The following is a 22328-nucleotide window of genomic DNA, read 5'->3' as shown; positions in this document are numbered from 1 at the left end:
CCCGTGGCCTAGCGGATGTTCGGGTCGAAGGTGAAGATCACCAGCGTGCCCAGCAGGACGGTGAACACCGTGGCGGTGTACAGCAGCATCTTCAGCCAGAAGCGGGTGGTGTCCCGCTCCGCGTAGTCGTTGATGACGGTACGCAGACCGTTGCCGCCGTGCAGCATGGCGAGCCACAGCATCAGCAGGTCCCAGACCTGCCAGAACGGGGACGCCCAGCGGCCGGCCACGAAGGCGAAGCCGATCTTGCTCACGCCGCCGTCCAGGACGAGCTGGATGAGTAGGTGGCCGAGGACCAGGACGACCAGCACGATGCCGGACAGACGCATGAAGAGCCAGGCGGCCATCTCGAAGTTGCCGCGGGTCGAGCGCGGGGTCTTCGCGGTGCGCTGGCGCGGCGCCTCGATGAAGGGGGCCGGGTTGTCGGCGTTGTACGCGGTGCCCGCGCCGCCCTCGACGGGGCCGATGCCGGACGTTGCGGTGGTGGTGTCAGCGGACATCGGCCTCAGCTCCCGAAGAGTTCACGGACGGCGTGGCCGAGGACCGGGTACAGCGCCCCGACCATCAGGACGATCCAGATGCCCATGACGGTCCAGAGCATCTGCTTCTGGTAGCGCGGGCCCTTCGACCAGAAGTCGACGGCGATGACGCGCAGGCCGTTCAGCGCGTGGAAGAGGATGGCGGCGACGAGGCCGTACTCCAGAAGCGCGACGATCGGCGTCTTGTAGGTGGCAACGACCTTGTCGTACGCCTCGGGGGAGACGCGGACGAGAGCGGTGTCCAGCACGTGTACGAACAGGAAGAAGAAGATGAGGACGCCGGTGACTCGGTGAGCCACCCACGACCACATGCCTTCCCGGCCGCGGTACAGCGTTCCAGCCGGCACGGAAGAACCCTCCGGGAGCGGGGATTGGGGCCGCGCCGGCTTGTCTGTCGGTCGGGCCCGGCCGGGTACGGTCCACCGGCCCCGGCCATCGTAGCGACGACTTGTCGGAACGCTTACGCGGGGCCTATCGATGTGATCAAACCGGCAATCAAACTGGTACGTACGGGCTATCGGGCCGGCCCGAATCCACTGATTCCGGCGAATCCGGACGGGGGCCGATGCCCTCCGCCGGCCGATCCTGCGGGAAGGGGGATGTTCCGAGCCTGTGTACGAGACGCGAGATCCGGCCACGGGCGAGGCCTCTGAGCTCCTCGGCGGCCTGCACCCGCTCGTCCTCCGGGTCGTTGTTCAGCCGTGACCGGATTCCCGCGAGCAGTTGGTCGAGCGTTTCTTCTGGAGCGACGTCGTCCAGGCAGATCACGAAGGCATGGCCGAAGCGGCTCTCGTACGCGGCGTGGGCGGCGCGCAGGGCGGTCTGCGCGGTGCGCAGCGCGGTCGGCGGGATGTGCGAGTCGGTCTCCGGCTGGTGCGCGGACTCGGCCGCGAGGGCCTGGTGCACCTCGTCGGGCGTCAGGTCGTATGCAGCCTCGTCCGCCGCCGCGATCAGGGACTCGAGGTCCGGGAAGGGCCGGTGCGCGGTGAGGCGGCGGGCCCAGCGGAGGCTGCCGCAGCAGGTGAGGAGCGCGCTCTCGGCGACGTCGGCGGGCGCGGTGTTGAACCGCTCGAGCCCGGGCAGGCGCGGTATAGCCGGGACACCTCCCGGGCCCTTGAGGCACTGGGGGAGGTGCTGGTCCGGAATCGCGGCGCGGCCGGGGCGGCGAGCGAAACGGTGCGAAGGCAGGTGCGCTCCTCGTAGGCGGGCGGGGGCACTGGCGGGCGTGGCACCGGGGTGGTGATGCCGTGCCGTGCGGTGCAGCGTGATGCGGTGCAGGCTGGATGTAGTGCATGCGGTGCAGTGCATGTGATGCGGTGCAGCGCGCTGATGGTTCCCGACGTCGTGTGGTTTCGGTGAATGACTCGTGCTTCTGCGGTGGATGAAGTGATGAATGTGTCGTCACGCTATCGGCCTATGACGGGACCTGTCCGTTCGATGTCCGGAATTCACCCGGACGGCAGAGTTTCGTCGCCCGATGTGGACGTAGGCGACCACCGATCCGGTCATACGGTCACAGGAGAGCGCCTGCCTGTGGCGCCCCGTGGCGCCCCCCGGATACGTCGGGATGGCCCCCGGATGCGCGGGGTATGCGCGCTCGGAGATCCAGGAACTCGGGAAGCGCGGCCTGACAGGGCCGTGATGAGGCAAGGTGCGGCTTGGTGAGGCGAGTCTGGGCGTGGAGCGGTGCGGGAGCGGCCACGGCGGGTGCCGTGGCACTGACGGTGACGCTGTGGGCGGGAGGCGGAGCCGGCGGCCCTGCCGCGAGCCCGCAGCCCACTGGTACATCATCGGCCGCACGGGCGCCGAATCCCCCGGCGGCACCGTCGCCGAGTCGCAGCTATCCGCTGTCGACGGCACCGCAGACGATCCCCGCGGTCCGGGACTTCACCGCGGCCCGCGGCCCCGGCTGGCAGCCGGGGAGCGGCAGGGTGGTCGTCGACGACGACGCGCTCGCGGACGAGGGGCGCCTGATCGCCGGTGAGCTGAAGATCGGGTACGCGGGGAAGGTCGCCGCCGGCGCCGGGGACGTCGAACTGGCGCTCACGCCGGGCGCGAGCGGTGGCGCCGAGTCGTACACGATGACCGTCAAGGACCAGCGCGTACGGATCACCGGACCCGGCGAGGCCGGCGTCTTCTACGGCACGCGGACCCTCAAGCAGGAGGTGCTCGCCCAGGGCTCCGCGCCCGAGGGCACCGTGCACGACGCGCCCGCGAAGCCGCAGCGCGGGTTCCTGCTCGACATCGCGCGCAAGCACTTCACGGCCGACTGGATCGAGGACCGCATCCGCGAGCTCGGCGACCTCAAGTACAACCAGCTGGGCCTGCACTTCTCCGACGACCAGGCCTTCCGCATCGAGTCGGACTCGCACCCGGAGATCGTGTCCAAGGTGCATCTGACGAAGGCCGAGGTGCGCCGGATCGTCGCGCTGGCCGCGTCCCGGCACATCACCGTCGTGCCGGAGATCGACTCGCCCGGCCACCTCGGGGCCGTGCTCGCCGCGCACCCCGATCTGCAGCTGCGCAACGCCCAGGGCACGGTCGCGACCGGGGCGATCGACATCTCCAAGAAGGAGTCCGCCCAGCTCGTCGACGACCTGCTGAACGAGTACGCGGGCCTTTTCCCGGGGCGGCTGTGGCATCTGGGCGGCGACGAGTACCGCGCCCTGATGGCCACCAACCCCGAGGCGTCGTACCCCCAGCTCGCTGCGGCCGCCCGGCAGGCGTACGGGGCGAACGGCCGGATCCAGGACCTGGCGACGGACTGGCTGAACGACCGGGCCGCGGTGATGCGCGGACACAGCCGGACGGTCAAGGCGTGGAACGACGGGTTCTACACCGGTGGCGTCGTCCAGCCCGACAAGGACATCCAGGTCGCGTACTGGACGGGCAAGGAGATAGGGGCGCGGCCGCCGCTGGAGTACCTGCAGGAGGGACGGGACGTCGTCAACTACAACGACGAGTTCCTCTACTACGTCCTCGGCCAGCCCAACCAGTTCGTCTACCCCACCGGGCAGCGCATCTACGAGCAGTGGACACCGCTCGTCCTGCGCGGCACCACGCCGGTCCCCGAGAGATACGACGGCCAGATCCTCGGCGCCGTCTTCTCCGTATGGTGCGACCTCGCCAATGCGCAGACCCAGGATCAGGTGGCCCAGGGCATCCGCATGCCGCTGAACGCCATGATCCAGAAGGTGTGGGACCCGGGGAAGCCGGAGATGACGTGGCCGCAGTTCAAGGCGCTGGCGGAGAAGGTGGGCTGAGCGGGCCGCCGGATCTGCCGTTGCCGAACGGCCCGAACCGCCGGATTTGCCTTACCGCTGGCGAACTCGCGTACGGCTGTGGTGTATTCGGCCGAGGAGTCCTGAAAGAGCCGAGAGCCGTAGCAGGACGAGCCGTCGAGCGCACCGAGGGGCCAACGGGATGGGCTACTGGGGTTACTTCGTCGTGGGCAGGAGCGAGCGGCCGCTCGCCGAACTGACCGCGCTGCAGGGTGTACGGGACCAGTTGACGCTGCGCGAGCAGCGCGCCGGAGGCTGGCAGGTGTGGGAGTGCCCGGGCGGCGGCGATGCCACCCGGGACGTCGGCAGCATGAACACGCTGGCGCTGGAGACCGGGTCGCCCGCGCTGTTCGGATACGTCATGGACAGCGACTGCGTGGTCGTCGAGGCGGCCGGTCCTGAGAGCGGGGCGTGGACCGCCTGTCTGGCGCGCGGCGCGATGGCCTCGTACATGGGCGGCGACGAACTGACGCTGGAGGACTACTTCCTCCGGCCGCGCGACGCCGCCGAGCGTGCGGTCGCGTGGGCGGCCGAGGCGGGCCGGGACGTGCCGGACGAGCCGCTGGTCGAGGTGCTGAACGCGGACCCGGACCCGTTCGCGGAGGCACTGTTCTTCCGGCTCCTCGACGGGCTGGGGGTCGAGCCGCTTCCGCAGTGAGGTCGCGGGGGCAACGGGCTTCGTGTGCAGGGGATTTGAGCGGCTCTTCCGCGGCGGTGACGTTGGGGGCCGTCACGTTCCGAGACCGCGAGGTTCGGGTGCAGTGACGTTCCCGGGGCTTTGCACGCAGTAAGGGGAGGTTCCGAGTCCGTAAAGGGAGGCGCAGATGAGCCTGGTGGAGCTGATCGCTCAGGCCGACGAGCGAGGTCTGGCGACGAGCGGTCTGGCCTGTCTGGACCGTTGCGTGCCCCTGCTGGGCGGTGACGACGACGTGCTGCGCCCGCTGTGGGCGAGCCTCGCGGACGGCGAGGACTGGGGCGAGCGGCTGGACAAGGCGCGGGCCGCCCTCGATACGGGGGAAGTGGACGACGACGAGGCCTGCGTGCTGGCCCGCCGCATGCTCGGCGCCGCGCCCCTGGTCCTCCCGCACAGCCGGGAGTCCCTGGCCGGCACGCCCGAGGCCGCGCAGCTGCGCGAATGGGCCGACGCGTGTTCCGTGGCCGCGCTGCAGATCCACCGGATCCTGGACGCCAAGGCGGACGGCGCCCAGTCGGTGACGGCCCGGCGCGAGGGCAGTACGGACGCCATGTCCCCGCTCGTCGCGGCCGAACTGCGGCGCCAGGTCACCATCCTCGAACTCCTCTCGGCCCACGGAGCGGGCGGGCTGCGCAAGGCGCTCGACGTGTCGACCGAGGGCCGCCGCGTGCTGCGTGCGGTGGTCTCCCGCAGAGCGCGCGGGCGGGTCTGAGTGTTCCGGACCGGCCGGCTCTCGCCGCGGTCGTGGCTGCTGCTCGGCCTGCCGCCGCTGCTGCTGCTCGCCGTGCTCAACCCATACCCCTATCCGTATCCCGCCCCCTGGTCGGAGGCCGGGCAGGGCAGCTGGCAGGGCGCACTCCGCGATCTGAAGGACACCGCTCTGCCCGGCGGCGCCACGGCGGCGCTCTCGGGGTGCGGCGCGAGGGGCCCCGTGCGGCCCGAACCGCGTGGCGCGGGTGAACGGGACGCACTTCCGCAGCTGGTCGTCTCGAGCTACGGCTACTACGACCCAGGGCCGCGCAAGTCCGGGCACCCCCGTTTCACCATCACCGCGCACATCGCCCCCGGCGACCGGACGCTCGCCCTCCCGGCACCGGTCGGCGAACACCGCGTGACGGTCGACATGTACGGGCCGCGCGGCGAGGGACGCACCGCTTCCGCCCGCGGGCTGACGGCCGATGTCGTCGTCGGCATCACGGGCAAGCGCGTAAAAACCCCGAAATCGGGAGAGTTCCGCTTCACCCCGGACAACGACCTGACCCTGCAAGTGGAACTCCCCGCCGGGGCTCTGTGTCCGGGCTACACATTCACGAAAATCACCCAGTGCTCACCGGAGAGGACCAACAATGTCGAGGACTGCCCGGTGATGGTCCTCACCCTCTCCGACCCGGCGATCCGCGCACACCGCGCCGGGGAGAGGTCCGAGAGCCCTTCGGCGGTCAGCGACCGGCTCGTGGCGGTGACGTACGAGCCGAACGTCACGGATACGTAGTCAAAGGGGAGCCCATGACCACACTCGAGAACCGGCCGAACACCGCACTCCTCGTCATCGACGTGCAGAACGGCGTCGTCGAGGGGGCTCACGAGCGGGACATCGTCGTGGCGAACATCGGCAGCCTTGTCGAGAAGGCGCGGCAGGAACAGGTCCCGGTCGTCTGGGTCCAGCACTCCGACGGCGAGCTCGCGAGCGGGAGCGACGACTGGCGGATCGTCCCCGAGCTGACTCCGGGCGACGCCGAGCCGCTCGTCGAGAAGAGCTACGGCGACTCCTTCGAGGACACCACCCTCGAGAGCGTGCTGTCGGACCTCGGAGTCGGGCGACTCCTCATCGTCGGCGCGGAGACCGATGCGTGCATCCGCTCGACCCTCCACGGCGCGTTCGCCAGGGGATACGACGCGACCCTCGTCAGCGACGCCCACACGACGATCGACAAGACGGCATGGGGCGCACCGGCGCCGGACCAGGTGATCACGCACACGAACCTGTACTGGACCTACCAGACGGCGCCGGGCCGGACGGCCGGGACGGTCGAGACGAAGGACGCCGACTTCGGCGGCACGTCCTGACAGAGCTAGTGTTCGGCCCAATACGGGAGCCGGGAGGGCACTGGTGGCTGACGGACCGATCGACCTGATCCGACTGGAGGGCGAGGGCAACAGTGTCGTCGTCCGGATCACCGGGATACACGACGCGGGACTGGCCGAAGGACCGGCCGCGGGCGATGTGCTGGCCGGAGAGATCCTGGTCGACACACCCTTCGTACGGGGAAGCACCGGGATCTCGGTCTTCCCGAAGGACCTGCAGCAGTGGCAGGAGGCCCTCGACGCGCTCGACGCCGGGCAGGACATCGCGTGGCGCGAGGGCGTACGCGGGCCCGAGGTGTTCGTCGAACGCGACATGGACGAGGAGCGGGCCCACGTCACGATCAAGGACGGCTCGATGTCCCTGACGACGGTGACGGTGACAGTCCCGCTCGCCGACTCCTGGTTCGACGACGCGTACCGCCGCCTGGACCGGACCTGGGAGACCTGGCCCCTGGCCGAGGACTGAAAAAGAACGCCGCATCTGCCTGCCGACGACGAACGGCCGGGCCCCCAAGCGGGAGCCCGGCCGTTCCTGTGTCCGGGTGGTGGTCGCCTATGCCGGTGTCACGGCGTCAGCGTCTGACCCAGGTACGCGCCCGTGGGCGTGCCCAGCTTGTCGCGGCCGATGTAGAAGGCCTTCGACGTGGAGACGCCGCTGCTGCCGCTGGGCAGGTAGAGGATCGTGCCCTCGTACGAGTTCTCGCCCTCGACACCGAACGTCAGGTCCGCCCGGCCGTAACCGGAGAGGTCCGTCAGGGAGACGGCGGAGCCCAGCTTGTCGTTGGTCTCCGTGGAGCCCGTGATGCCGGTGGTGTCCTGGGAGAAGGAGAGCGAGCCCGTGCCGGTCAGACCGGACGACGTGCCCTTGATGAGCCAGGCCGAGCCGGCGTTGGCGCGGTTGGTGGTGCGGGTGACGTCCTCGTTCGGGGCGCCCGCGAGGACGTCCGCGTACCCGTCGCCGTTGTAGTCGCCGACCGACACCGACCAGCCGAGCGCGTCGCCGGACTCGGCGGCGCCCGGGACCCCGGAGGTGGCCTGGTGGATCGTCGTCATACCGGTCGTGGTGAAGCCGGTGGAGGTGCCGGGGACCATCGTCACCTGGCCGCCCGCCTTGGCGCCGGACTCGGCGGTGTACGGCTGGCCGATGACGATGTCGTCGTAGCCGTTGCCGTTGACGTCGCCCGCCGCGATGGAGCGCCCGCCCTTCACGGAGAGCGTGGACACCTTCGTCAGACCCGTCGACTTGGAACCCCTGAACCAGGTGACCCGGCCGATGCCGGAGGAGTCGCGGTAGTTGAGCGCGACGTCCGCGTAGCCGTCCCGGTTGAAGTCACCGGTCGTGGCGTCCGCGTACGCGAGGGCGCCGGAGCCGGACGTGACCTGCCCCGCCACCTCGTGGCCGTCGGCGAACCGGGCCGCCCAGCTGCCGCCCGTACCGGTGGACGCGGCGAACACGTCCGCCTTGCCGTCGCCGTTGAAGTCGCCGACGGTCACGGCCGCGCCGAACTTCGCACCCGTGGGTGTGTAGTCGTCGCCGAGGGCCATGGTGGAGGCGTTCTGGTTGAACGTCGGGCCGTACAGGATGGTGACCGCGCCGCGGTCCGCGTGGCCGGTCGTGTCGTCCTCGCCGGGCGCGCCGATCGCGAGGTCCGCGTACCCGTCGCCGTTGACGTCGCCCCACGCCGTGGCCGCGCCCCACTGGTCGCCCGACTCGGAGGCACCGGGGACGCCCGCGCTGGACTGGGTGAGCCGCAGCTTCGAGCCGGCCGCGGGGCCGTTGACGCTGCCCGGCACGATGACGACGTTTCCGACGCTGCCGGACGCCTTCGGCACACCGGCGACCAGGTCGCTGATGCCGTCACGGTTGAAGTCCGAGGTCGGCAGGGCGTGCGAGACGCCGGGCAGGGCCGCCAGGGTGCGGATCGTGGACAGCTTCGGGTAGAGGTTCGCGCCGGGGCAGGCCGTGGCGTTGGTGTCGCGGTGCCCGAAGATCGTCGGCAGCGTGATCTGCGTGCCCTCCGGGACCTTGTTGCCGCTGTAGTCCAGCGGGGCGCGCGACGTCAGCGTGACGTTGGCCTTCGGGTCGACGCCGTACTGCCCGAACTTCCAGGCGATGACGCGCGAGATGGCGTCCAGCGCGGCCTTCGTCGGCTTGGCCTTCTCGAAGTTGCCGATGTACGAGATGCCGACCGTGTTCGTGTTGAAGCCCGCGTCGTGGGCACCGATCACCGGCAGGTCCATGCCGCCGCTGCGGCCCTCGAAGATCTGCCCGCAGCGGTCGACCAGGAAGTTGTAGCCGATGTCGTACCAGCCCTCCTGGAGGTGGGCCAGCTGGATGCTGCGCACGCGGGCACGGGACTCGGCGCAGGACAGCGTGTTGTCGCTGTCCACGCCCGTGTGGTGGACGACGGCCGCCTCGATCTTGTCGCCGTACGAGGGCGTGCCGTTGTAGCTCGTCGAGGCGCCCCACTGGGCCTGCGTGATGATGGGCGGCTTGACGACGGTGGAGGGGCGGGCGGTCGGCACGGTCTCCGACGGCTCGGGCGACGCCGAGGCGGATTCCGAAGCGGACTCGGAAGCGGACGCGGAGGGGGACTCCGAGGTGGTCGCCGACTCGGTCGTGGCGGGATCCGTGCTCGCCGCCGGATCCGTCGACTCGGAGTCCGAGGGGGCCGGGGAATCCGTCGCGGTGGCGTCGGGGGTCGCGGTCTCGGCCGCGAAGGCCGCGGGTTCCACGGCGCTCGTGGTGGCGCCGGCACCGCTGTCCGTGCCGGGGTCGATCAGCTTCACGTCCAGACCGGCCGGCAGCTCCGACGCGGTGCCGTCCTCGGCCACCACGCGCACCTCGACGCCGTCCGACAGGCCGGTCCACACCGACTCGGTGCCGCCGCGCAGCCCGGCCTGCTCGGCCTCCTTGCCCTCGCCCTGGCCCGGGTCCTCCGGCAGCCTCTGCCACGCGGACCACTCACCGGTCTCCACGTTGCGGGAGCGCACCTCGGCCGTGCCGTCCAGCTCGGCCTTCGGGTTCTTCCAGGTCAGCACCACTGCGCTGAACTGCTCGGTGGACTTCTTGGGCAGCCCCTTGCGATCCGTGCTCTGCGTCTCCAGCTTCATGCTGCGCACGGAAGGCTTACGGGACTTGGCATCCGTGTCCGCCGGTCCGGACGGACTCGCCACGGCGTATGTGACCACGCCTGCCCCGCCCAGAACGACCGCCCCGATCGTCAGCCATGCTCTCCGCTTCAGACTCAGCGGCTTGTACGCATGGGTCTTTCGTGGACTCAAAATGCCCCACCCCTAGAAAATCTTCACAAATTGACCACCCGTCACAGGGTGGCTTCTAATTCAGTGCACATCTACCGGCAAACATCACCACCGAGAGATGTGGCCTATATCACTTGGATGTTGACGGCTCCGCGCCAAGAGGCAATTCGCCCTGACATGTCGCGCGCCCGAAGTCGCCGTACGCGGTAGCGGTCTGAACGTGCTTGCCGCGGACGGCCAGCGCACAGCTCGCCCGCCCACCCTTCTCGCCGAGCGTGATGGTCACGGTGGGCGTCCTGCCGAGCGGGACGTCGACGGTCTTCCGCCAGGGCAGCTCGACGGCGGTCGCCACGGCGGCCTCACCGGACCGGCTGCGCCCCTGGTACGTGATGTCGGCCGTGCCCTCACCGGTCACCTCGTACGTCACCGAGGCGCGCGGAACGTCCTGCTCGGACTTCTCGTCCTCGGTGTCGAGCACCCCGTACAGAACGAGCCCGCCACAGGCGGCGAGCAGCGCACCGGCGACGGTGAGGGCGCGCCAGTCCGGGCCTTTGGAGGTTTTCGGTTCGGCCGACGCGGCCGAGGTGGCTCCGCCTTCGCCGGCTCCGCCTTCGCCGGCTCCGCCTTCGTCGGCTCCGCCTTCGTCGGCGCCGGGCTCGGCCTCGGGGGCGCTCTCGTCTTTCTCGGCGCTTTCGGTCGATTCCGTCGATTCCGTCGATGGCATGCAGCTCTGCTTTCCGTCGGTCTGCGGTCGCTTTTCCGTTTCCGGTGCATTCATTGGTCGCTGTGAATGCACTGGGGGCGCAGGGCCGAGGGTTATACCGCATTGCCGAACTGTCAGGCCAGCGCCCGGAAGAAGCGGACATATCGCGGGAACTGATGCTGTCAGACACGGATGGCACCATCCGGACCGTGGGAAACCTCTACGACTACTTCAGCGCACCCGACGACGACACGGCACTCACCACATTCGAAGGAGGGCCAGCGGCCGTTGGTCTGCCGCTACTCGACGCCAAGGGGATGGACCCGTACTTGCTGATCGGAGCCGCCGAAGCCCTGCTCACCGGCACGACCTTCGACGAGGTGGCTGCTCAACCACGCTTCAACCACCTCCTCGGTGACCCCGAGGCCGGCAGCCGCTGGGTCGTCACGCTGACAGACCAACTGCGCGACGTGCTGGCTGAGGCATCGACCGAGAGGCTCGCTGCCGTCGCCGTACCGTGGTCCCGAACCGAGGAGTTCAACGGGTCGGCCGATCCCGAGATACTCACCGACTTCCTGGGCCGACTGGCAGACATCGCCCGGCAAGCACGGACACAAGGGCACGGGCTCTATTGCTGGGTGTCGCTCTGAAAAAGCCTGTCGGAGGCCTAGCCTGCGGCCTCGGCAGGCTGATCGGCGGCTACCCAGGTGCACACCAGCAGCCCCGCGTGCCCGAGACCCCACTGCGCCTGCTGCTCGGCGCCCTGGCTACCGCCCTCGGCGTCCTGCACGCCGTTCAGTCATTGCGACCGCGTCGTCCACACGGACGCCGCCCCGTCGGACCACAACATCGAGGACTACGGGACGCTGCGCCCACTCGCGCGCGACCGTATCGTCCACCACTTCGGGACGGATCGGCCGTCGCCAGGCCGGTTCGAGGAGTTGCTCGCCCAGGCCCATGAGGTCATATGGGCACTTCCGCCCGCCGCCCGGCAGCACAGCGACACGCTGCTCGACGAGTGCCGCATGCGGTGGACCGGCGTGTACGTCGTCCTGTACACCGACGAGCAGCCGACCCACGTGGGGATATTCGGGTACTCGGGCGACTGAGCCCGTAGGGATGGCCGCTAAATGTTCTGAATGTCCGTTGGCTTGATTCTGCTGTGGCTCGGTGGCTAGACCTCGGCCGTCCGCGACCCGCGTCCCCAGCAAGGAGCACACCATGCACGTCCGGCCGCGCCGCATTCTGGTCACCACTGCCGTAGTCGGCGTATTGGCCGTGACATCCGCTTGCGGTGGAGGCGGTGACGGCGAAAGCGCGGCCTCGGGCTCGGACCCGGTCGCCTCGGCGAAGGCGACCGCCGGTGCGGCCGGCGCGAAGAAGCAGCCGTCGCCGAAGCCGCCGGAGACTGCGGAAGAATTCCTTGACCGCGCCGAGAAAGCGATGGCCGCCGAAAAGGGCTGGACGTTCGCGGTGCGGGGAAAAGAGAGCCTCGTACTGCAGGGGCAGACGAGCGGCGCTTCCTATGAATCCACGGTACGGCGGACCCTGGCCCCCGACGCCTTCCACTCGACAGGGACGATCACCACCAGCAAGGGCGTCCGCAAACCCGAAGAGATCTTCGTGCTCGACGGCACGGGATACGTGAAGGAGGGAACCGCGGGCTGGAAGGAACAACCCGCCTCCGATCCGGAGATGAAGAACAAGGTGGAAGACCCCGTCGCCGCCATCGCGGAGTTCAGGAGTTATCTCAAGGAATCCGGCGGCGATGTCACGCTGACCCGGAAGGGCGGCGAAGTCAGGCTTCAGGTGAGCGTGTCCTCACGGAAACTGCCGCAGGTACGGGACCGCGCCTACGTCAAGACAGCGGTACGAGAGCTGACCCCGACCCTGAAGCAGCTCCGGAGCGCCGGAGTCTCGGCGACCGAGGATCAGCTCACCCTTTCCAGCCTCAGGCAGACACTGGTCCTGGACGCCGCCACGTACCGCATCACATCCCACAGGTTCCAGTTCGGCTTCCTGATTCCCTATGGGGCCCAGAGCATCACGTTCGCGCAGGATGTGAGGGAGGAGAACAAGGGAGTGTTCGAGGGGAGCATCGAGCTTCCAGCCGACGTGAGTTGAGCGGGCTGCTGAACAGAGGAACGGCCGGATGTCAGTGAAGCTGATCGTCGACGCCACAGTTCTGGCATCCGTCCTGCTCTCCCTCGCCCTCGTCCCGCGAGCTCTGGCCCGCTGCCCGGACCCGGACCCGGACCCGGTCCCGGCCGTGCGCCGTCACCGCTCCCTCCCGCGCCGGCGGGTGCCGCGGTGGCGTACGCCGTCGTCCGCCGGCCCACCGGCCCGTACTACGAAGCCACACTCCTGCAGGCCATGGCCGCGTTCCTCGTCACGGGGATCGCTGTGTGCGCGCTCACCGATATATGGGCCCGGCGCCTTCTGCCCGCGTACGCCGATCAGTCGAGGTGACTGCGGTCGGCCCGCGGACGAACGGGACGCCCAGAGGGTTGTGCGGAATGTGTGAATCCGCCTTGTGAGAATCGGCACCTTTGTGGCGCGTGATGTTCACGAGGCGACATCCGCTTCATCAACCAGGAGACCGGGAGACCGGGAGGCTGTGGGAGGGCGGGGACCGCATGGGTGAGGATCAGAGACATGTGCCGAAGGCGCGGGACATGCGGCGGCATGCCGCAGGCTTCGTCGCGCATGCGGCGGCCACGGGCGCCACGCGCCGTCTTCCGCTGCCACTCGACTACTCCGTCGCGAGCCTGCGCCTCGTGGACTTCCTCGTCGACGGCCTGCGCAAGGGCGGCCGGGAACGGGCACGCGTGGCGGGGACGCTGTTCGGCTTAGGGGCGTACGTGGGTGAGGTGCTGGTGCGGCGGACCGGCGCCGTGTGGGTGGACCTGGACGAGAGCCAGCGCGTCTACTTCGGGCAGCCGGTGGGCGTACGGATGCCCGACGGGCGGGTGTGGAGCCCGCTGAGCCGCGTGGTGAACCGGTTCGAGGTGGGGCCGGAGGAGTCGTTGCAGACCTTCTATCTGACGCTCCACGGGCGGGTCCGGAACGCGAGTTGACCCGAACCCCGCAGCCGTGTCGCGGCACATGGCGCCGCGTCTCGCACTCGGCGGGAAGGGGGCCGTTTCCGCTGAACTCGCGCGCCGGAAACACCGGTTTGCGCCCGACACGCCAACAGCTGTGACATTTCTGTGAGTCGGCACGCTGATCATCGTGGGGGCATGGGCACGGTGATCTGTGTCGCGTCGGCGCGAAGAGGGAAGCGGTTGGGCCACGGAGGGGAACCCCGTCGCGCGCAGGCGCCCGACGGGGAGCTGGGCACGGCCGTCGCGCGGGCGCAGCAGGGCGACGAGATCGCCTTCGCTGCCGCGTACCGCCTCGTGCAGCCGGGGCTCCTCGGCTATCTGCGGGGGCTCGTGGGCGACGACGCCGAGGACGTGGCCGCCGAGGCCTGGCTGGAGATCGCCCGTGACCTGGGGCGGTTCCGCGGGGACGGTGCGGGGTTCCGCGGCTGGACCGCCACCATCGCGCGGCACCGGGCGCTGGACCACCTGCGGCGGCAGAGGGCGCGGCCGCGTGCGGCGGCCCTGGAACAGGACATGCTCGAACTGCCCAGCACACACAGCACACCTGAGCAGGCCCTCGAGTCCATCTCGACCGAGCACGCGCTCGCCCTGATCGCCGACCTGCCCCGCGACCAGGCGGAGGCCGTGCTGCTGCGCGTCGTCGTCGGCCTCGACGGCCCGGCGGCCGCGCGGGTCCTCGGCAAGAGGCCGGGCGCGGTCCGTACCTCCGCGTACCGCGGCCTCAGGCGCCTCGCCGAGCGGCTCGGCGCCCGCGGTGCCAACGGTGCGAAAGCGGACGGTGTGACGGATGAGGGCCCGCGAACGCTGGGTGATTCGAGATGAACTAGAACTTCTCTTCGGGCATGTTGGGTAAGTGAGGCAAGTTGGACAAGGGTGGCGGCGGAGACGGGGCGCAAAGGGCCGGGAGCGGCTCGCCGGGTGCCCCGGCCTCGCAGGGCGGCGCGTCGGAGGCGTCGGACTCGGGGCGCGGGTCGGGTGCGTCGGTCGCCCCGAGGGTGCCGCGGGCGCGGCGGGCGTCGGACGCGTGGGGTGTGTCCTCTGCGTCGGATCCGCAGCCCGCCCGTGATGCCGCGGAGGACCCACTGACCAGGCTGGAGTCTCTCCTGGCGGCGGCCATACGGGTCGGCCGGATCGACGCCGACGCGGAGGAGCGCGCCATCGCCGCCTTCCGCGCGGCACGTGACGGCGCCGGGCGCCGCTCCTCGCGCACCCGCCGCCGCGACGACTGGCGGCGGCGCAGGGCCGGACGTTCGCTGCGAGCGGTTTTCGGGGCGCTGCTGGTCAGCCTGACGCTGGGTGGTGTGGCGATGGCGTCTATGGGTGTGCTCGGCACGCCGTCGGGCGACGGCCACGGCGAACGTCCGCGTCCGCAGCAGACGGCCCTGGAGCCGACTGCTGACGCGGAGTCGGCTTCCGCGCCCTCGTCCTCCGGCGGCGGCACCACCGCGTCGGAGTCCGCCTCGGCCGACAGCCGAGGCCGGGGCAAGGCCGGCGGGCCCAAGAACAGCAAGGCTCTGTGCCACGCCTACGCTTCCGGGAAGGGCCGGGGTCACGAACTCGATGCGAGGGCATGGCGGCGTCTTGTCGACGCGGCGGGCGGCGAAGCGTCCGTCGAGGCGTACTGCGACAAGCAGTTGGCGTCCGGGAAAGGCGCGAAGGAAAAGAAGACCGGCAGTGCCGCAGGGAACGGCGGAAACAGCGGGAAGGCGGCGAAGGAAACCGCGAAAGCCGCCAAGAAGAGCGCGGTGGCCGAAGAGAAGTCCCGCGGCAAGAGCGGTGGCAACACCAAGGCGGAAGCCGGGGAGGCGACCGCCGCGGCAGGCTAGGGCGGGCCGCGGCCGACGGCTCTCCGCGACACCGCTCGATTCCGGGCCGGGGCCGACGGCTCTCTGCGGTGCCGCTCGATTCCAGCGGGCGGTTGGCTGCTGGGTGCCGCCGACGTCTTCGTGAGGGGCTTGCTGCCTCTGGGGCTTTCCACGGGCGGCTCGCTGCCGGGTACCCCTGGTCTGTCCACAGACGGCCTGCCGTCGGGTCCCAGAGGGCCGTCGCTGGGTGTCTCCGACCGGTTCGTGGGCGGCCTGCTGCCGGTTGGCTTGGGCCTGCTCCCCGTGCATCCAGGCGCGCCCGCCACAGGGGCGCCCGGCCTGTCCGTGGGCGGGTGCTGTCTGGGTCCCCGAGAGCCGTCGCCGCGTGTCTCCGACCGGTTCGTGGGCGGCCTGTCACCAGTTGGCCTGCGTCTGTTCCCGGGTGGCCCTGCCCGCCCCGCAGGCGGCCCGCCGCAGGGCGCGTATGGCCTGTCTGGTGGCGGCGATTGGGTGGGGGCGCCGGGCGAACCGGCTCGTTCGACCCGCCGTCGGGTGGGCCTTGGCAACGGCCGGGGCCGCCACCCCCCACAGGAGAGGCCCCGGCCGTCGCGCGGCACGGGCCGCGCGGCGGCCCGTACTTGGTTCAGCGCCGTGCGTACGTTTTCTGTCACACCCAGTTCCGGCCCGAAGATAGTTGCATCTTGTACGGACATGGACGAGGCCCCGTTTCAGGCCGTAGCGTGCTGCTTCGCGCCGGGTTGTGAAAAGGACCGCAACCATCAATTGAGAACCCCGATGGCGAGCAACCAGGTCCGCGAGAGCGGCGCCGGTTTAGGCGCAAAGGGAGAGTAGTGCTGGGGGACGACGCGGAGCTGACCGCCGCGGTGCTTGCGGCACAGGACGGAGACGAGAGCGCTTTCCGGACTGTGTACCGGGCCGTGCATCCACGGCTCCTGGGATACGTACGGACGTTGGTGGGGGATCCCGATGCCGAGGACGTCACATCGGAGGCGTGGCTGCAGATCGCTCGCGATCTCGACCGCTTCAGCGGGGACGCGGACCGGTTCCGGGGCTGGGCGGCGCGAATAGCGCGCAACCGGGCTCTCGACCACATACGGATGCGGGGGCGCCGCCCGGCGATAGGCGGCGACGAGACCGAGCTGGCCGGCAAGGCGGCCGAGTCCGACACCGCCGGCGAGGCCATGGAGGCCCTCGCCACCGGCAACGCCTTCTCGCTGATCGCGCAACTCCCGCAGGACCAGGCCGAAGCCGTCGTACTGCGTGTAGTCGTCGGGCTGGACGCCAAGAGCGCGGCCGAGACGCTGGGCAAGCGCCCCGGCGCCGTCCGGACCGCCGCACACCGCGGTCTGAAGCGGCTCGCGGAGCTGCTCGGCGACGACCCGGAGAACGCAGGCGCGCTGAGCGCCGTACCACCCCAGATAGAGTCGCGCACGCGCGCGGTGACGTCCGCAGGTGTGACGCATTCGCGTTTGCGGACGCAGAAGGACATGTGATGGCCGACGAGCGCAGTAATTTTCCGGGGGGCGAGGACGCCGGCGGTTCCGCCGCGGGCAACCCCCGGACGCCCGGAGGCCGTACGCCGGGTCACACTCCCGGTCGAACGCCTTCCTTCACGCCTGACCGCCCGGCAGGCAGTCCGTCCGGCGGCACGTCCGGCGCCTGGCTGGACGGCGACGCCGCCGAGCGTCTGCTGCGCGGCGAGCCCGTCGACGAGCAGGCGCGGTCCCAGGCCCACCGCCTCACCGCGGCGCTACGCGCGCTGACCGACGAGGGCCGTTCCCCGGCCGCTGCCGAACTCCCGGGCGAGTCGGCGGCGTTGGCGGCCTTCCGGCAGGCACGTGCCGAGCGCCGCGCGGACCACTCGGCGTACGCGCAGCACGCGGAACACTCGGCATACGCGGAGCGCCCGGAGTATGCGGAGCATCCCGAGAAGGGGCGGGGCCGCGCGCCCGGCCGCGCCGCGGACCGCCTCGACGGCGGTTCCGTACACCTCGGCCGTGCAGCCGCCGATCGCGCCGGTGCGCACCGCGCCGCCCGCGGCTGGGGCCGGCCCGTGCGGTTCGCACTCGCAGCGTTGCTGGCCGGCTGCATGATCGGCGGTGTCGCCGTGGCGGCCGGCTCCGGGGTGCTGCCGTCGCTGTTCGGCGGCGAGGGCGAGCCGGGTCCGGCTGCGTCCGTCTCCGCCGCCACCCCGGAGGACCCGTCGGCGTCCCTGACGCCCGACGCCCCGGAGGCCGACGGCGGCTCCGGCACGCCCGAGCCCGGTAGCTCGAGCGGGTCCGCCGGTGACGCGTCGTCGCCGGAGGCCGACGGGCAGGGCGGGGGCAGCTCCCGGCAACCCGGCAACGGCGACGCCGGGCGCAGCGAGGAAGCCGCCGTGCGGTGGAAGCGCACGGTCGCCCTCTGCCGCGACTACAGCGCCGGCAAGAAGCTGGACGAGGAGAAGTGGAATTACCTCCAGGACTCCGCGAAGGAGACGGGCACCGGCCGCGTCGACCGCTTCTGCCAAGGGGTCCTGAAGAAGGCCGATGCCGAAGGCAGCACGAAGGGCTCGGACGACAGTGGCGACGACGGTGACAACTCCGGGAAGGGCAACAGCGGCGACCACAAGGGCGACGACGAGGACGACGTGAGCAGCACGGCCGACTCCGTCGAGAGCAACAGCTCGGACACCGTCGGCTCGGCGACAGCGGACACCGACCCGCCCACCAGCACACCGACGACCCTCGGGTCGGACAGCACGCCGGAGCCGACCCCCACGACGTCGTACAGCGCGCTGCCCGCCCAGTAACGGTCGGCTCGCCCGATATCGACCGGCCTGCCCGGGTCACGATCCGTTCGCCCTGTCCGTCATGGTCTGTCATGGTCGATTTCCCGCCACTCCGGCCGTCGTGCCGGTCGTGGCCGGTGCCGCCGTCTCCCCGCCCCCGCTGGTGTGACGCCCCTGACCTGCGGAAACACGCCCACTTTGGCTGCTTGAAAAGTGGGTGTGACATTTCTGGGGGCTCCGGCGCTGTAAGAAATGAGCCGACTGGTCATCGGCCAGGCGCGAGCCAGGGTTCCCCCCGTACCCAAGGCTCGGCGCTATTGGCGCGGGTGGGGCACGTTCCCCCGGCCCCACCCGCGCCCTTTCCCCTCTCGGCCTCTGCACTCACCGGACGGCCTCAGCCGCGTGCGGCGGCCTCACCAGTAGATGACCACCCGGTCGCCCGTCCGCACCTGCGCGAACAGGTTCGCGATCTTCCCCTCGTCCCGTACGTTCACGCAGCCGTGCGAGGCGCCGCTGTAGCCGCGGGCCGCGAAGTCGGCGGAGTAGTGGACGGCCTGGCCGCCGCTGAAGAACATCGCGTACGGCATGGGGGTGTCGTAGATCGTCGAGACGTGGTGGCGGGACTTCCAGTAGACGCTGAAGGTGCCCTCGCGTGTCGGCGTGTACTGGGAGCCGAACCGCACATCCATCGACGACAGGACCTTTCCGTTCACGATCCACGACAGCGTCCGGCTCTTCTTGCTGATGCACAGCACCCGGCCCGTCATGCACCGCGGATCGGGCTTCGCGACGGGCAGCGTCGTCGGCGGGTAGAGCTCGTCGCGGGTGGGCGTGTCGGTCAGGCTCCGCAGCTTCCGCCAGGTCGCGGTGTCGGTCTTTCCCGTGCGCGGCAGGCCGTGCGCGCCCTGGAAGGCGGAGACGGCGGCGGCCGTGACGGAGCCGTAGTAGCCGGTGGGGGCGCGGCCGAAGTGCTTCAGCGCGCGCAGCCGGGCCTGGAGTTCGCGCACCTTTCCGCCCGTGTCACCCCGGGCCATGAGGACCTTGGGCTTCTTGGGCGTGGCGGACGCGGTGGGAGAAGCGCTCGGCTTGGCGTCGCCGGCCTCCTCGGACGGCTTGTCCTGGCCTGCGGACGTCGTCGGAGAGATGCGCACCGGCGGCACCTTCTCGTCCGAACCGGCGGCCTGCGCGGTGCAGCCTGCCGTCACGCCGATCAGGGCGAGCGCGGCGGCCGCGGCCAGCGACGCGCGTATGACGGGTGTATGTGTGACGGACGCGCGCATCGGATCCCCCCGTGGATTCCACCGTTCACGTACGTTGCGGTATGCCCCTTCAGATGCTTCCCGGGCCTGACCGGTTGCGAACGCGGAGGCATGGGTGGGGCAAAGCCGGAGAGAGAGCGTGTGAGAGGTCGTGTCGGAGAGCGTGTGAGAGGCCCGGGCGGGGCTGTCGGGAGGCGTGTGACGAGACCGTCAGAGAGTCTGTGAGCAAGGTCCCAGCGTGGGCCTCTCCACTGGCCGCACGCCCCCCACTACAGTCCGTCGCGAGGGTCGGTCCTTAACCAGTGAGTAACTCAGCGGGAGGCACAACCATGGCGCGGGAGTCGGAGTCGGGACTGCCCATCGAGCCGGTGTACGGACCGGGTGCCCTCGAGGGCTGGGATCCGGCGGAGAGGCTGGGCGAGCCGGGTTCGTATCCCTTCACGCGCGGTGTGTACCCCAGCATGTACACCGGCCGCCCCTGGACCATGCGCCAGTACGCGGGCTTCGGCACCGCCGTGGAGTCCAACGCCCGCTACAAGCAGCTGATCGCCAACGGCACGATGGGTCTGTCGGTCGCCTTCGACCTGCCCACCCAGATGGGCCATGACTCGGACGCGCCGATCGCGCACGGCGAGGTCGGCAAGGTGGGCGTGGCGATCGACTCGATCGACGACATGCGGGTGCTGTTCGGCGGGATCCCGCTCGACAAGGTGTCGACGTCGATGACGATCAACGCCCCGGCGGCGCTGCTCCTCCTCATGTACCAGCTGGTCGGCGAGGAGCAGGGCGTCCCGGCGGACAAGCTCACGGGCACGATCCAGAACGACGTGCTGAAGGAGTACATCGCGCGCGGGACGTACATCTTCCCGCCCAAGCCGTCGCTGCGGCTGATCGCGGACATCTTCAAGTACTGCAAGACCGAGATCCCGAAGTGGAACACCATCTCGATCTCCGGCTACCACATGGCCGAGGCCGGTGCCTCGCCCGCGCAGGAGATCGCGTTCACGCTCGCGGACGGGATCGAGTACGTGCGCACGGCCGTCGCGGCCGGCATGGACGTGGACGATTTCGCGCCGCGTCTGTCGTTCTTCTTCGTGGCCCGTACGACGATCCTCGAGGAGGTCGCGAAGTTCCGTGCCGCGCGCCGTATCTGGGCGAAGGTGATGCGGGACGAGTTCGGCGCGAAGAACCCGAAGTCGCTGATGCTGCGGTTCCACACGCAGACGGCCGGTGTGCAGCTCACGGCGCAGCAGCCCGAGGTGAACCTGGTCCGCGTGGCCGTCCAGGGCCTGGCCGCGGTCCTCGGCGGCACCCAGTCCCTGCACACCAACTCCTTCGACGAGGCCATCGCGCTGCCGACCGACAAGTCCGCGCGCCTCGCTCTTCGTACGCAGCAGGTGCTGGCCTACGAGACGGACGTGACCGCGACCGTCGACCCCTTCGCGGGCTCCTACGTCATAGAGAAGATGACCGACGAGGTGGAGGCCGCCGCCCTGGAGCTCATGGGCAAGGTCGAGGATATGGGCGGCGCGGTCAACGCCATCGAGCACGGCTTCCAGAAGAACGAGATCGAGCGCTCCGCCTACCGCATCGCCCAGGAGACGGACTCCGGCGAGCGCGTCGTGGTCGGCGTCAACCGCTTCCAGCTCGACGAGGAGGAGCCGTACGAGCCGCTCCGCGTCGACCCGGCGATCGAGGCCCAGCAGGCCGAGCGCCTGGCGAAGCTCCGCGCCGAGCGCGACCAGGCGGCCGTGGACACGGCCCTCGCCGAACTGAAGAAGGCCGCCGAGGGTACGGACAACGTCCTCTACCCGATGAAGGACGCCCTGCGCGCCCGCGCGACGGTCGGAGAGGTGTGCAACGCGCTGCGGGAGGTCTGGGGGACGTACGTCCCCAGCGACGCGTTCTGAGGCCGGGCCATACCCCGTCCCACCTGCTGAAATACGGAAGCGGAGTGTCGCGCCGACATGCGACACTCCGCCTCATGCTTGGCGTTACCAACCTTCCGACCTATCTCGCGGGGCTTGTCCTCATCGTCCTGCTGCCGGGGCCGAACTCGCTCTACGTGCTGTCCGTTGCCGCCCGGCGCGGTATCCGGGCCGGGTACACGGCGGCCGCCGGTGTGTTCCTCGGGGACGCGGTGCTGATGACTCTCTCCGCGGCGGGTGTCGCCTCGCTGTTGCAGGGCAACGCCGTGCTGTTCGGGATCGTGAAGTACGCGGGTGCGGGCTATCTGAGCTGGCTCGCGATCGGGATGCTGCGGGCCGCGTGGGGGCTGTGGCGTACGCGACGGGAGCGGACCGTGGCCGACGAGCTGACCGCCGGGGCCGCCGCGTCCGCCGCCGACGAGCGGCCGTTCCGCAGGGCTGTGGTGATCAGCCTGCTCAACCCCAAGGCGATCCTGTTCTTCGTCGCCTTCTTCGTGCAGTTCGTGGACCCGGCCTACGCCTACCCGGCCCTCTCCTTCGTCGTGCTGGGTGCCTTCGCGCAGCTGGCGAGCTTCCTCTACCTCAGCGTGCTGATCTTCAGCGGGACGCGGCTCGCCGGTGCGTTCCGCCGCCGCAAGCGGCTGTCGGCGGGGGCGACGTCGGCGGCGGGCGCGCTGTTCCTCGGGTTCGCGGTGAAGCTGTCTCTGGCCAGCGCGTAAAGGCTGGCTCAAAACTTCCTGTTTAAAAGGGACTTGGTGCTCATTAGGCACTCAATGCCCTGTATAGGCGCGATGTCCCCACACTTGACATGCCCACGCGCATCTTCTGTACAACTCGCTGCCGGCGACCGCCCTCGGGCGGCCGCCGAACCCTGT

Annotated in this window: 23 protein-coding genes; 17 read left to right on the top strand and 6 right to left on the bottom strand. The window is 70.3% G+C overall.

Annotated features, from left to right (window positions below; genetic code table 11):
• Positions 1-8: 8 nt before the first annotated feature.
• The 3 genes from ABT009_RS14170 to ABT009_RS14160 all read right to left on the bottom strand — a co-directional run bounded on the left by ABT009_RS14170 (position 9) and on the right by ABT009_RS14160 (position 1685).
• Positions 9-500 carry a succinate dehydrogenase hydrophobic membrane anchor subunit gene (locus tag ABT009_RS14170; RefSeq protein ID WP_351293128.1) on the bottom strand — a complete coding sequence of 164 codons (492 nt, stop codon included), beginning with the start codon at positions 498-500 and terminating at the stop codon, positions 9-11.
• A gap of 5 nt (positions 501-505) precedes the next feature.
• Positions 506-886 carry a succinate dehydrogenase, cytochrome b556 subunit gene (sdhC, locus tag ABT009_RS14165; protein WP_351293126.1) on the bottom strand — a complete coding sequence of 127 codons (381 nt, stop codon included), beginning with the start codon at positions 884-886 and terminating at the stop codon, positions 506-508.
• Between the two features lie 148 nt (positions 887-1034).
• The gene (locus tag ABT009_RS14160; protein WP_502989881.1) at positions 1035-1685 is read right to left on the bottom strand and encodes a 2-oxo-4-hydroxy-4-carboxy-5-ureidoimidazoline decarboxylase; all 651 of its coding nucleotides are present in this window, start codon (positions 1683-1685) and stop codon (positions 1035-1037) included.
• A 515-nt stretch (positions 1686-2200) separates the two neighbouring features.
• Between ABT009_RS14160 and ABT009_RS14155 the strand changes: the two genes are divergently transcribed.
• The 6 genes from ABT009_RS14155 to ABT009_RS14130 all read left to right on the top strand — a co-directional run bounded on the left by ABT009_RS14155 (position 2201) and on the right by ABT009_RS14130 (position 7065).
• Entirely contained in the window at positions 2201-3802 is a 1602-nt protein-coding gene (locus ABT009_RS14155; protein WP_351293124.1) for a beta-N-acetylhexosaminidase, read from the top strand.
• A gap of 160 nt (positions 3803-3962) precedes the next feature.
• Positions 3963-4478: a hypothetical protein gene (locus ABT009_RS14150; RefSeq protein WP_351293122.1), complete on the top strand. Its 516-nt coding sequence runs from the start codon at positions 3963-3965 to the stop codon at positions 4476-4478.
• A 166-nt stretch (positions 4479-4644) separates the two neighbouring features.
• Positions 4645-5226, top strand: a complete 582-nt coding sequence (locus tag ABT009_RS14145; RefSeq protein ID WP_351293120.1) for a hypothetical protein — start codon at positions 4645-4647, stop codon at positions 5224-5226.
• The gene (locus ABT009_RS14140) at positions 5227-6006 is read left to right on the top strand and encodes a hypothetical protein (protein ID WP_351293118.1); all 780 of its coding nucleotides are present in this window, start codon (positions 5227-5229) and stop codon (positions 6004-6006) included.
• Between the two features lie 14 nt (positions 6007-6020).
• A complete protein-coding gene (locus ABT009_RS14135; protein ID WP_351293116.1) occupies positions 6021-6581 on the top strand; it encodes an isochorismatase family protein in 561 nt (186 codons plus the stop codon).
• 43 nt (positions 6582-6624) lie between these two features.
• Positions 6625-7065, top strand: coding sequence for a DUF5959 family protein (locus tag ABT009_RS14130; RefSeq protein WP_351293114.1), 441 nt, complete (start codon positions 6625-6627; stop codon positions 7063-7065).
• 98 nt (positions 7066-7163) lie between these two features.
• Here the strand turns inward: ABT009_RS14130 and ABT009_RS14125 are convergent, their stop codons facing one another.
• Entirely contained in the window at positions 7164-9713 is a 2550-nt protein-coding gene (locus tag ABT009_RS14125) for an FG-GAP-like repeat-containing protein (RefSeq protein ID WP_351293112.1), read from the bottom strand.
• 280 nt (positions 9714-9993) lie between these two features.
• The gene (locus ABT009_RS14120; protein ID WP_351293110.1) at positions 9994-10587 is read right to left on the bottom strand and encodes a hypothetical protein; all 594 of its coding nucleotides are present in this window, start codon (positions 10585-10587) and stop codon (positions 9994-9996) included.
• A 62-nt stretch (positions 10588-10649) separates the two neighbouring features.
• On the opposite strand from ABT009_RS14120, the gene ABT009_RS14115 reads away from it, so the two are divergent.
• The 9 genes from ABT009_RS14115 to ABT009_RS14075 all read left to right on the top strand — a co-directional run bounded on the left by ABT009_RS14115 (position 10650) and on the right by ABT009_RS14075 (position 18287).
• Entirely contained in the window at positions 10650-11216 is a 567-nt protein-coding gene (locus tag ABT009_RS14115; protein ID WP_351293108.1) for a hypothetical protein, read from the top strand.
• Positions 11217-11273: 57 nt separating this feature from the next.
• Positions 11274-11675 carry a hypothetical protein gene (locus ABT009_RS14110; RefSeq protein WP_351293106.1) on the top strand — a complete coding sequence of 134 codons (402 nt, stop codon included), beginning with the start codon at positions 11274-11276 and terminating at the stop codon, positions 11673-11675.
• 112 nt (positions 11676-11787) lie between these two features.
• Positions 11788-12690 carry a hypothetical protein gene (locus ABT009_RS14105; protein ID WP_351293104.1) on the top strand — a complete coding sequence of 301 codons (903 nt, stop codon included), beginning with the start codon at positions 11788-11790 and terminating at the stop codon, positions 12688-12690.
• 186 nt (positions 12691-12876) lie between these two features.
• Positions 12877-13035 (top strand): hypothetical protein, encoded by a 159-nt coding sequence (locus ABT009_RS14100; protein ID WP_351293102.1) that lies wholly within the window; start codon positions 12877-12879, stop codon positions 13033-13035.
• Positions 13036-13202: 167 nt separating this feature from the next.
• Complete coding sequence (locus tag ABT009_RS14095) at positions 13203-13643, top strand: hypothetical protein (protein WP_351293100.1); 441 nt, start codon at positions 13203-13205, stop codon at positions 13641-13643.
• A 207-nt stretch (positions 13644-13850) separates the two neighbouring features.
• Positions 13851-14492, top strand: coding sequence for an RNA polymerase sigma factor (locus ABT009_RS14090; RefSeq protein ID WP_351293958.1), 642 nt, complete (start codon positions 13851-13853; stop codon positions 14490-14492).
• A gap of 209 nt (positions 14493-14701) precedes the next feature.
• The gene (locus ABT009_RS14085; protein WP_351293098.1) at positions 14702-15496 is read left to right on the top strand and encodes a hypothetical protein; all 795 of its coding nucleotides are present in this window, start codon (positions 14702-14704) and stop codon (positions 15494-15496) included.
• Between the two features lie 830 nt (positions 15497-16326).
• Positions 16327-16989, top strand: coding sequence for an RNA polymerase sigma factor (locus tag ABT009_RS14080; protein ID WP_351293096.1), 663 nt, complete (start codon positions 16327-16329; stop codon positions 16987-16989).
• The gene (locus ABT009_RS14075) at positions 16989-18287 is read left to right on the top strand and encodes a hypothetical protein (RefSeq protein WP_351293094.1); all 1299 of its coding nucleotides are present in this window, start codon (positions 16989-16991) and stop codon (positions 18285-18287) included. The genes ABT009_RS14080 and ABT009_RS14075 overlap by 1 nt, the downstream gene beginning before the upstream one ends.
• 392 nt (positions 18288-18679) lie before the next feature.
• On the opposite strand, the gene ABT009_RS14070 is transcribed toward ABT009_RS14075, so the two are convergent.
• Positions 18680-19546, bottom strand: a complete 867-nt coding sequence (locus ABT009_RS14070; RefSeq protein ID WP_351293092.1) for a L,D-transpeptidase family protein — start codon at positions 19544-19546, stop codon at positions 18680-18682.
• Positions 19547-19854: 308 nt separating this feature from the next.
• Here ABT009_RS14070 and ABT009_RS14065 point away from each other — a divergent pair, with 308 nt between their 5' ends.
• Complete coding sequence (locus ABT009_RS14065) at positions 19855-21435, top strand: acyl-CoA mutase large subunit family protein (protein WP_351293091.1); 1581 nt, start codon at positions 19855-19857, stop codon at positions 21433-21435.
• Between the two features lie 74 nt (positions 21436-21509).
• Positions 21510-22172, top strand: a complete 663-nt coding sequence (gene leuE / locus ABT009_RS14060) for a leucine efflux protein LeuE (protein ID WP_351293089.1) — start codon at positions 21510-21512, stop codon at positions 22170-22172.
• Positions 22173-22328 lie beyond the last annotated feature (156 nt).

It is taken from the genome of Streptomyces sp. NPDC002896 (assembly GCF_040295225.1).
Taxonomy (GTDB): Bacteria; Actinomycetota; Actinomycetes; order Streptomycetales; family Streptomycetaceae; genus Streptomyces.
This window is presented reverse-complemented; position numbering and strand designations above follow the sequence as displayed.

Excerpts from the sequence above, each read along its gene's own strand:
- ABT009_RS14170 (WP_351293128.1), bottom strand. The coding sequence starts at position 500 with ATGTCCGCTGACACCACCACCGCAACGTCCGGCATCGGCCCCGTCGAG.
- ABT009_RS14150 (WP_351293122.1), top strand. The coding sequence starts at position 3,963 with ATGGGCTACTGGGGTTACTTCGTCGTGGGCAGGAGCGAGCGGCCGCTC.
- ABT009_RS14145 (WP_351293120.1), top strand. The coding sequence starts at position 4,645 with ATGAGCCTGGTGGAGCTGATCGCTCAGGCCGACGAGCGAGGTCTGGCG.
- ABT009_RS14135 (WP_351293116.1), top strand. The coding sequence starts at position 6,021 with ATGACCACACTCGAGAACCGGCCGAACACCGCACTCCTCGTCATCGAC.
- ABT009_RS14125 (WP_351293112.1), bottom strand. The coding sequence starts at position 9,713 with ATGAAGCTGGAGACGCAGAGCACGGATCGCAAGGGGCTGCCCAAGAAG.
- ABT009_RS14120 (WP_351293110.1), bottom strand. The coding sequence starts at position 10,587 with ATGCCATCGACGGAATCGACGGAATCGACCGAAAGCGCCGAGAAAGAC.
- ABT009_RS14105 (WP_351293104.1), top strand. The coding sequence starts at position 11,788 with ATGCACGTCCGGCCGCGCCGCATTCTGGTCACCACTGCCGTAGTCGGC.
- ABT009_RS14095 (WP_351293100.1), top strand. The coding sequence starts at position 13,203 with ATGGGTGAGGATCAGAGACATGTGCCGAAGGCGCGGGACATGCGGCGG.
- ABT009_RS14075 (WP_351293094.1), top strand. The coding sequence starts at position 16,989 with ATGGCCGACGAGCGCAGTAATTTTCCGGGGGGCGAGGACGCCGGCGGT.
- ABT009_RS14070 (WP_351293092.1), bottom strand. The coding sequence starts at position 19,546 with ATGCGCGCGTCCGTCACACATACACCCGTCATACGCGCGTCGCTGGCC.
- ABT009_RS14065 (WP_351293091.1), top strand. The coding sequence starts at position 19,855 with ATGGCGCGGGAGTCGGAGTCGGGACTGCCCATCGAGCCGGTGTACGGA.
- leuE (WP_351293089.1), top strand. The coding sequence starts at position 21,510 with ATGCTTGGCGTTACCAACCTTCCGACCTATCTCGCGGGGCTTGTCCTC.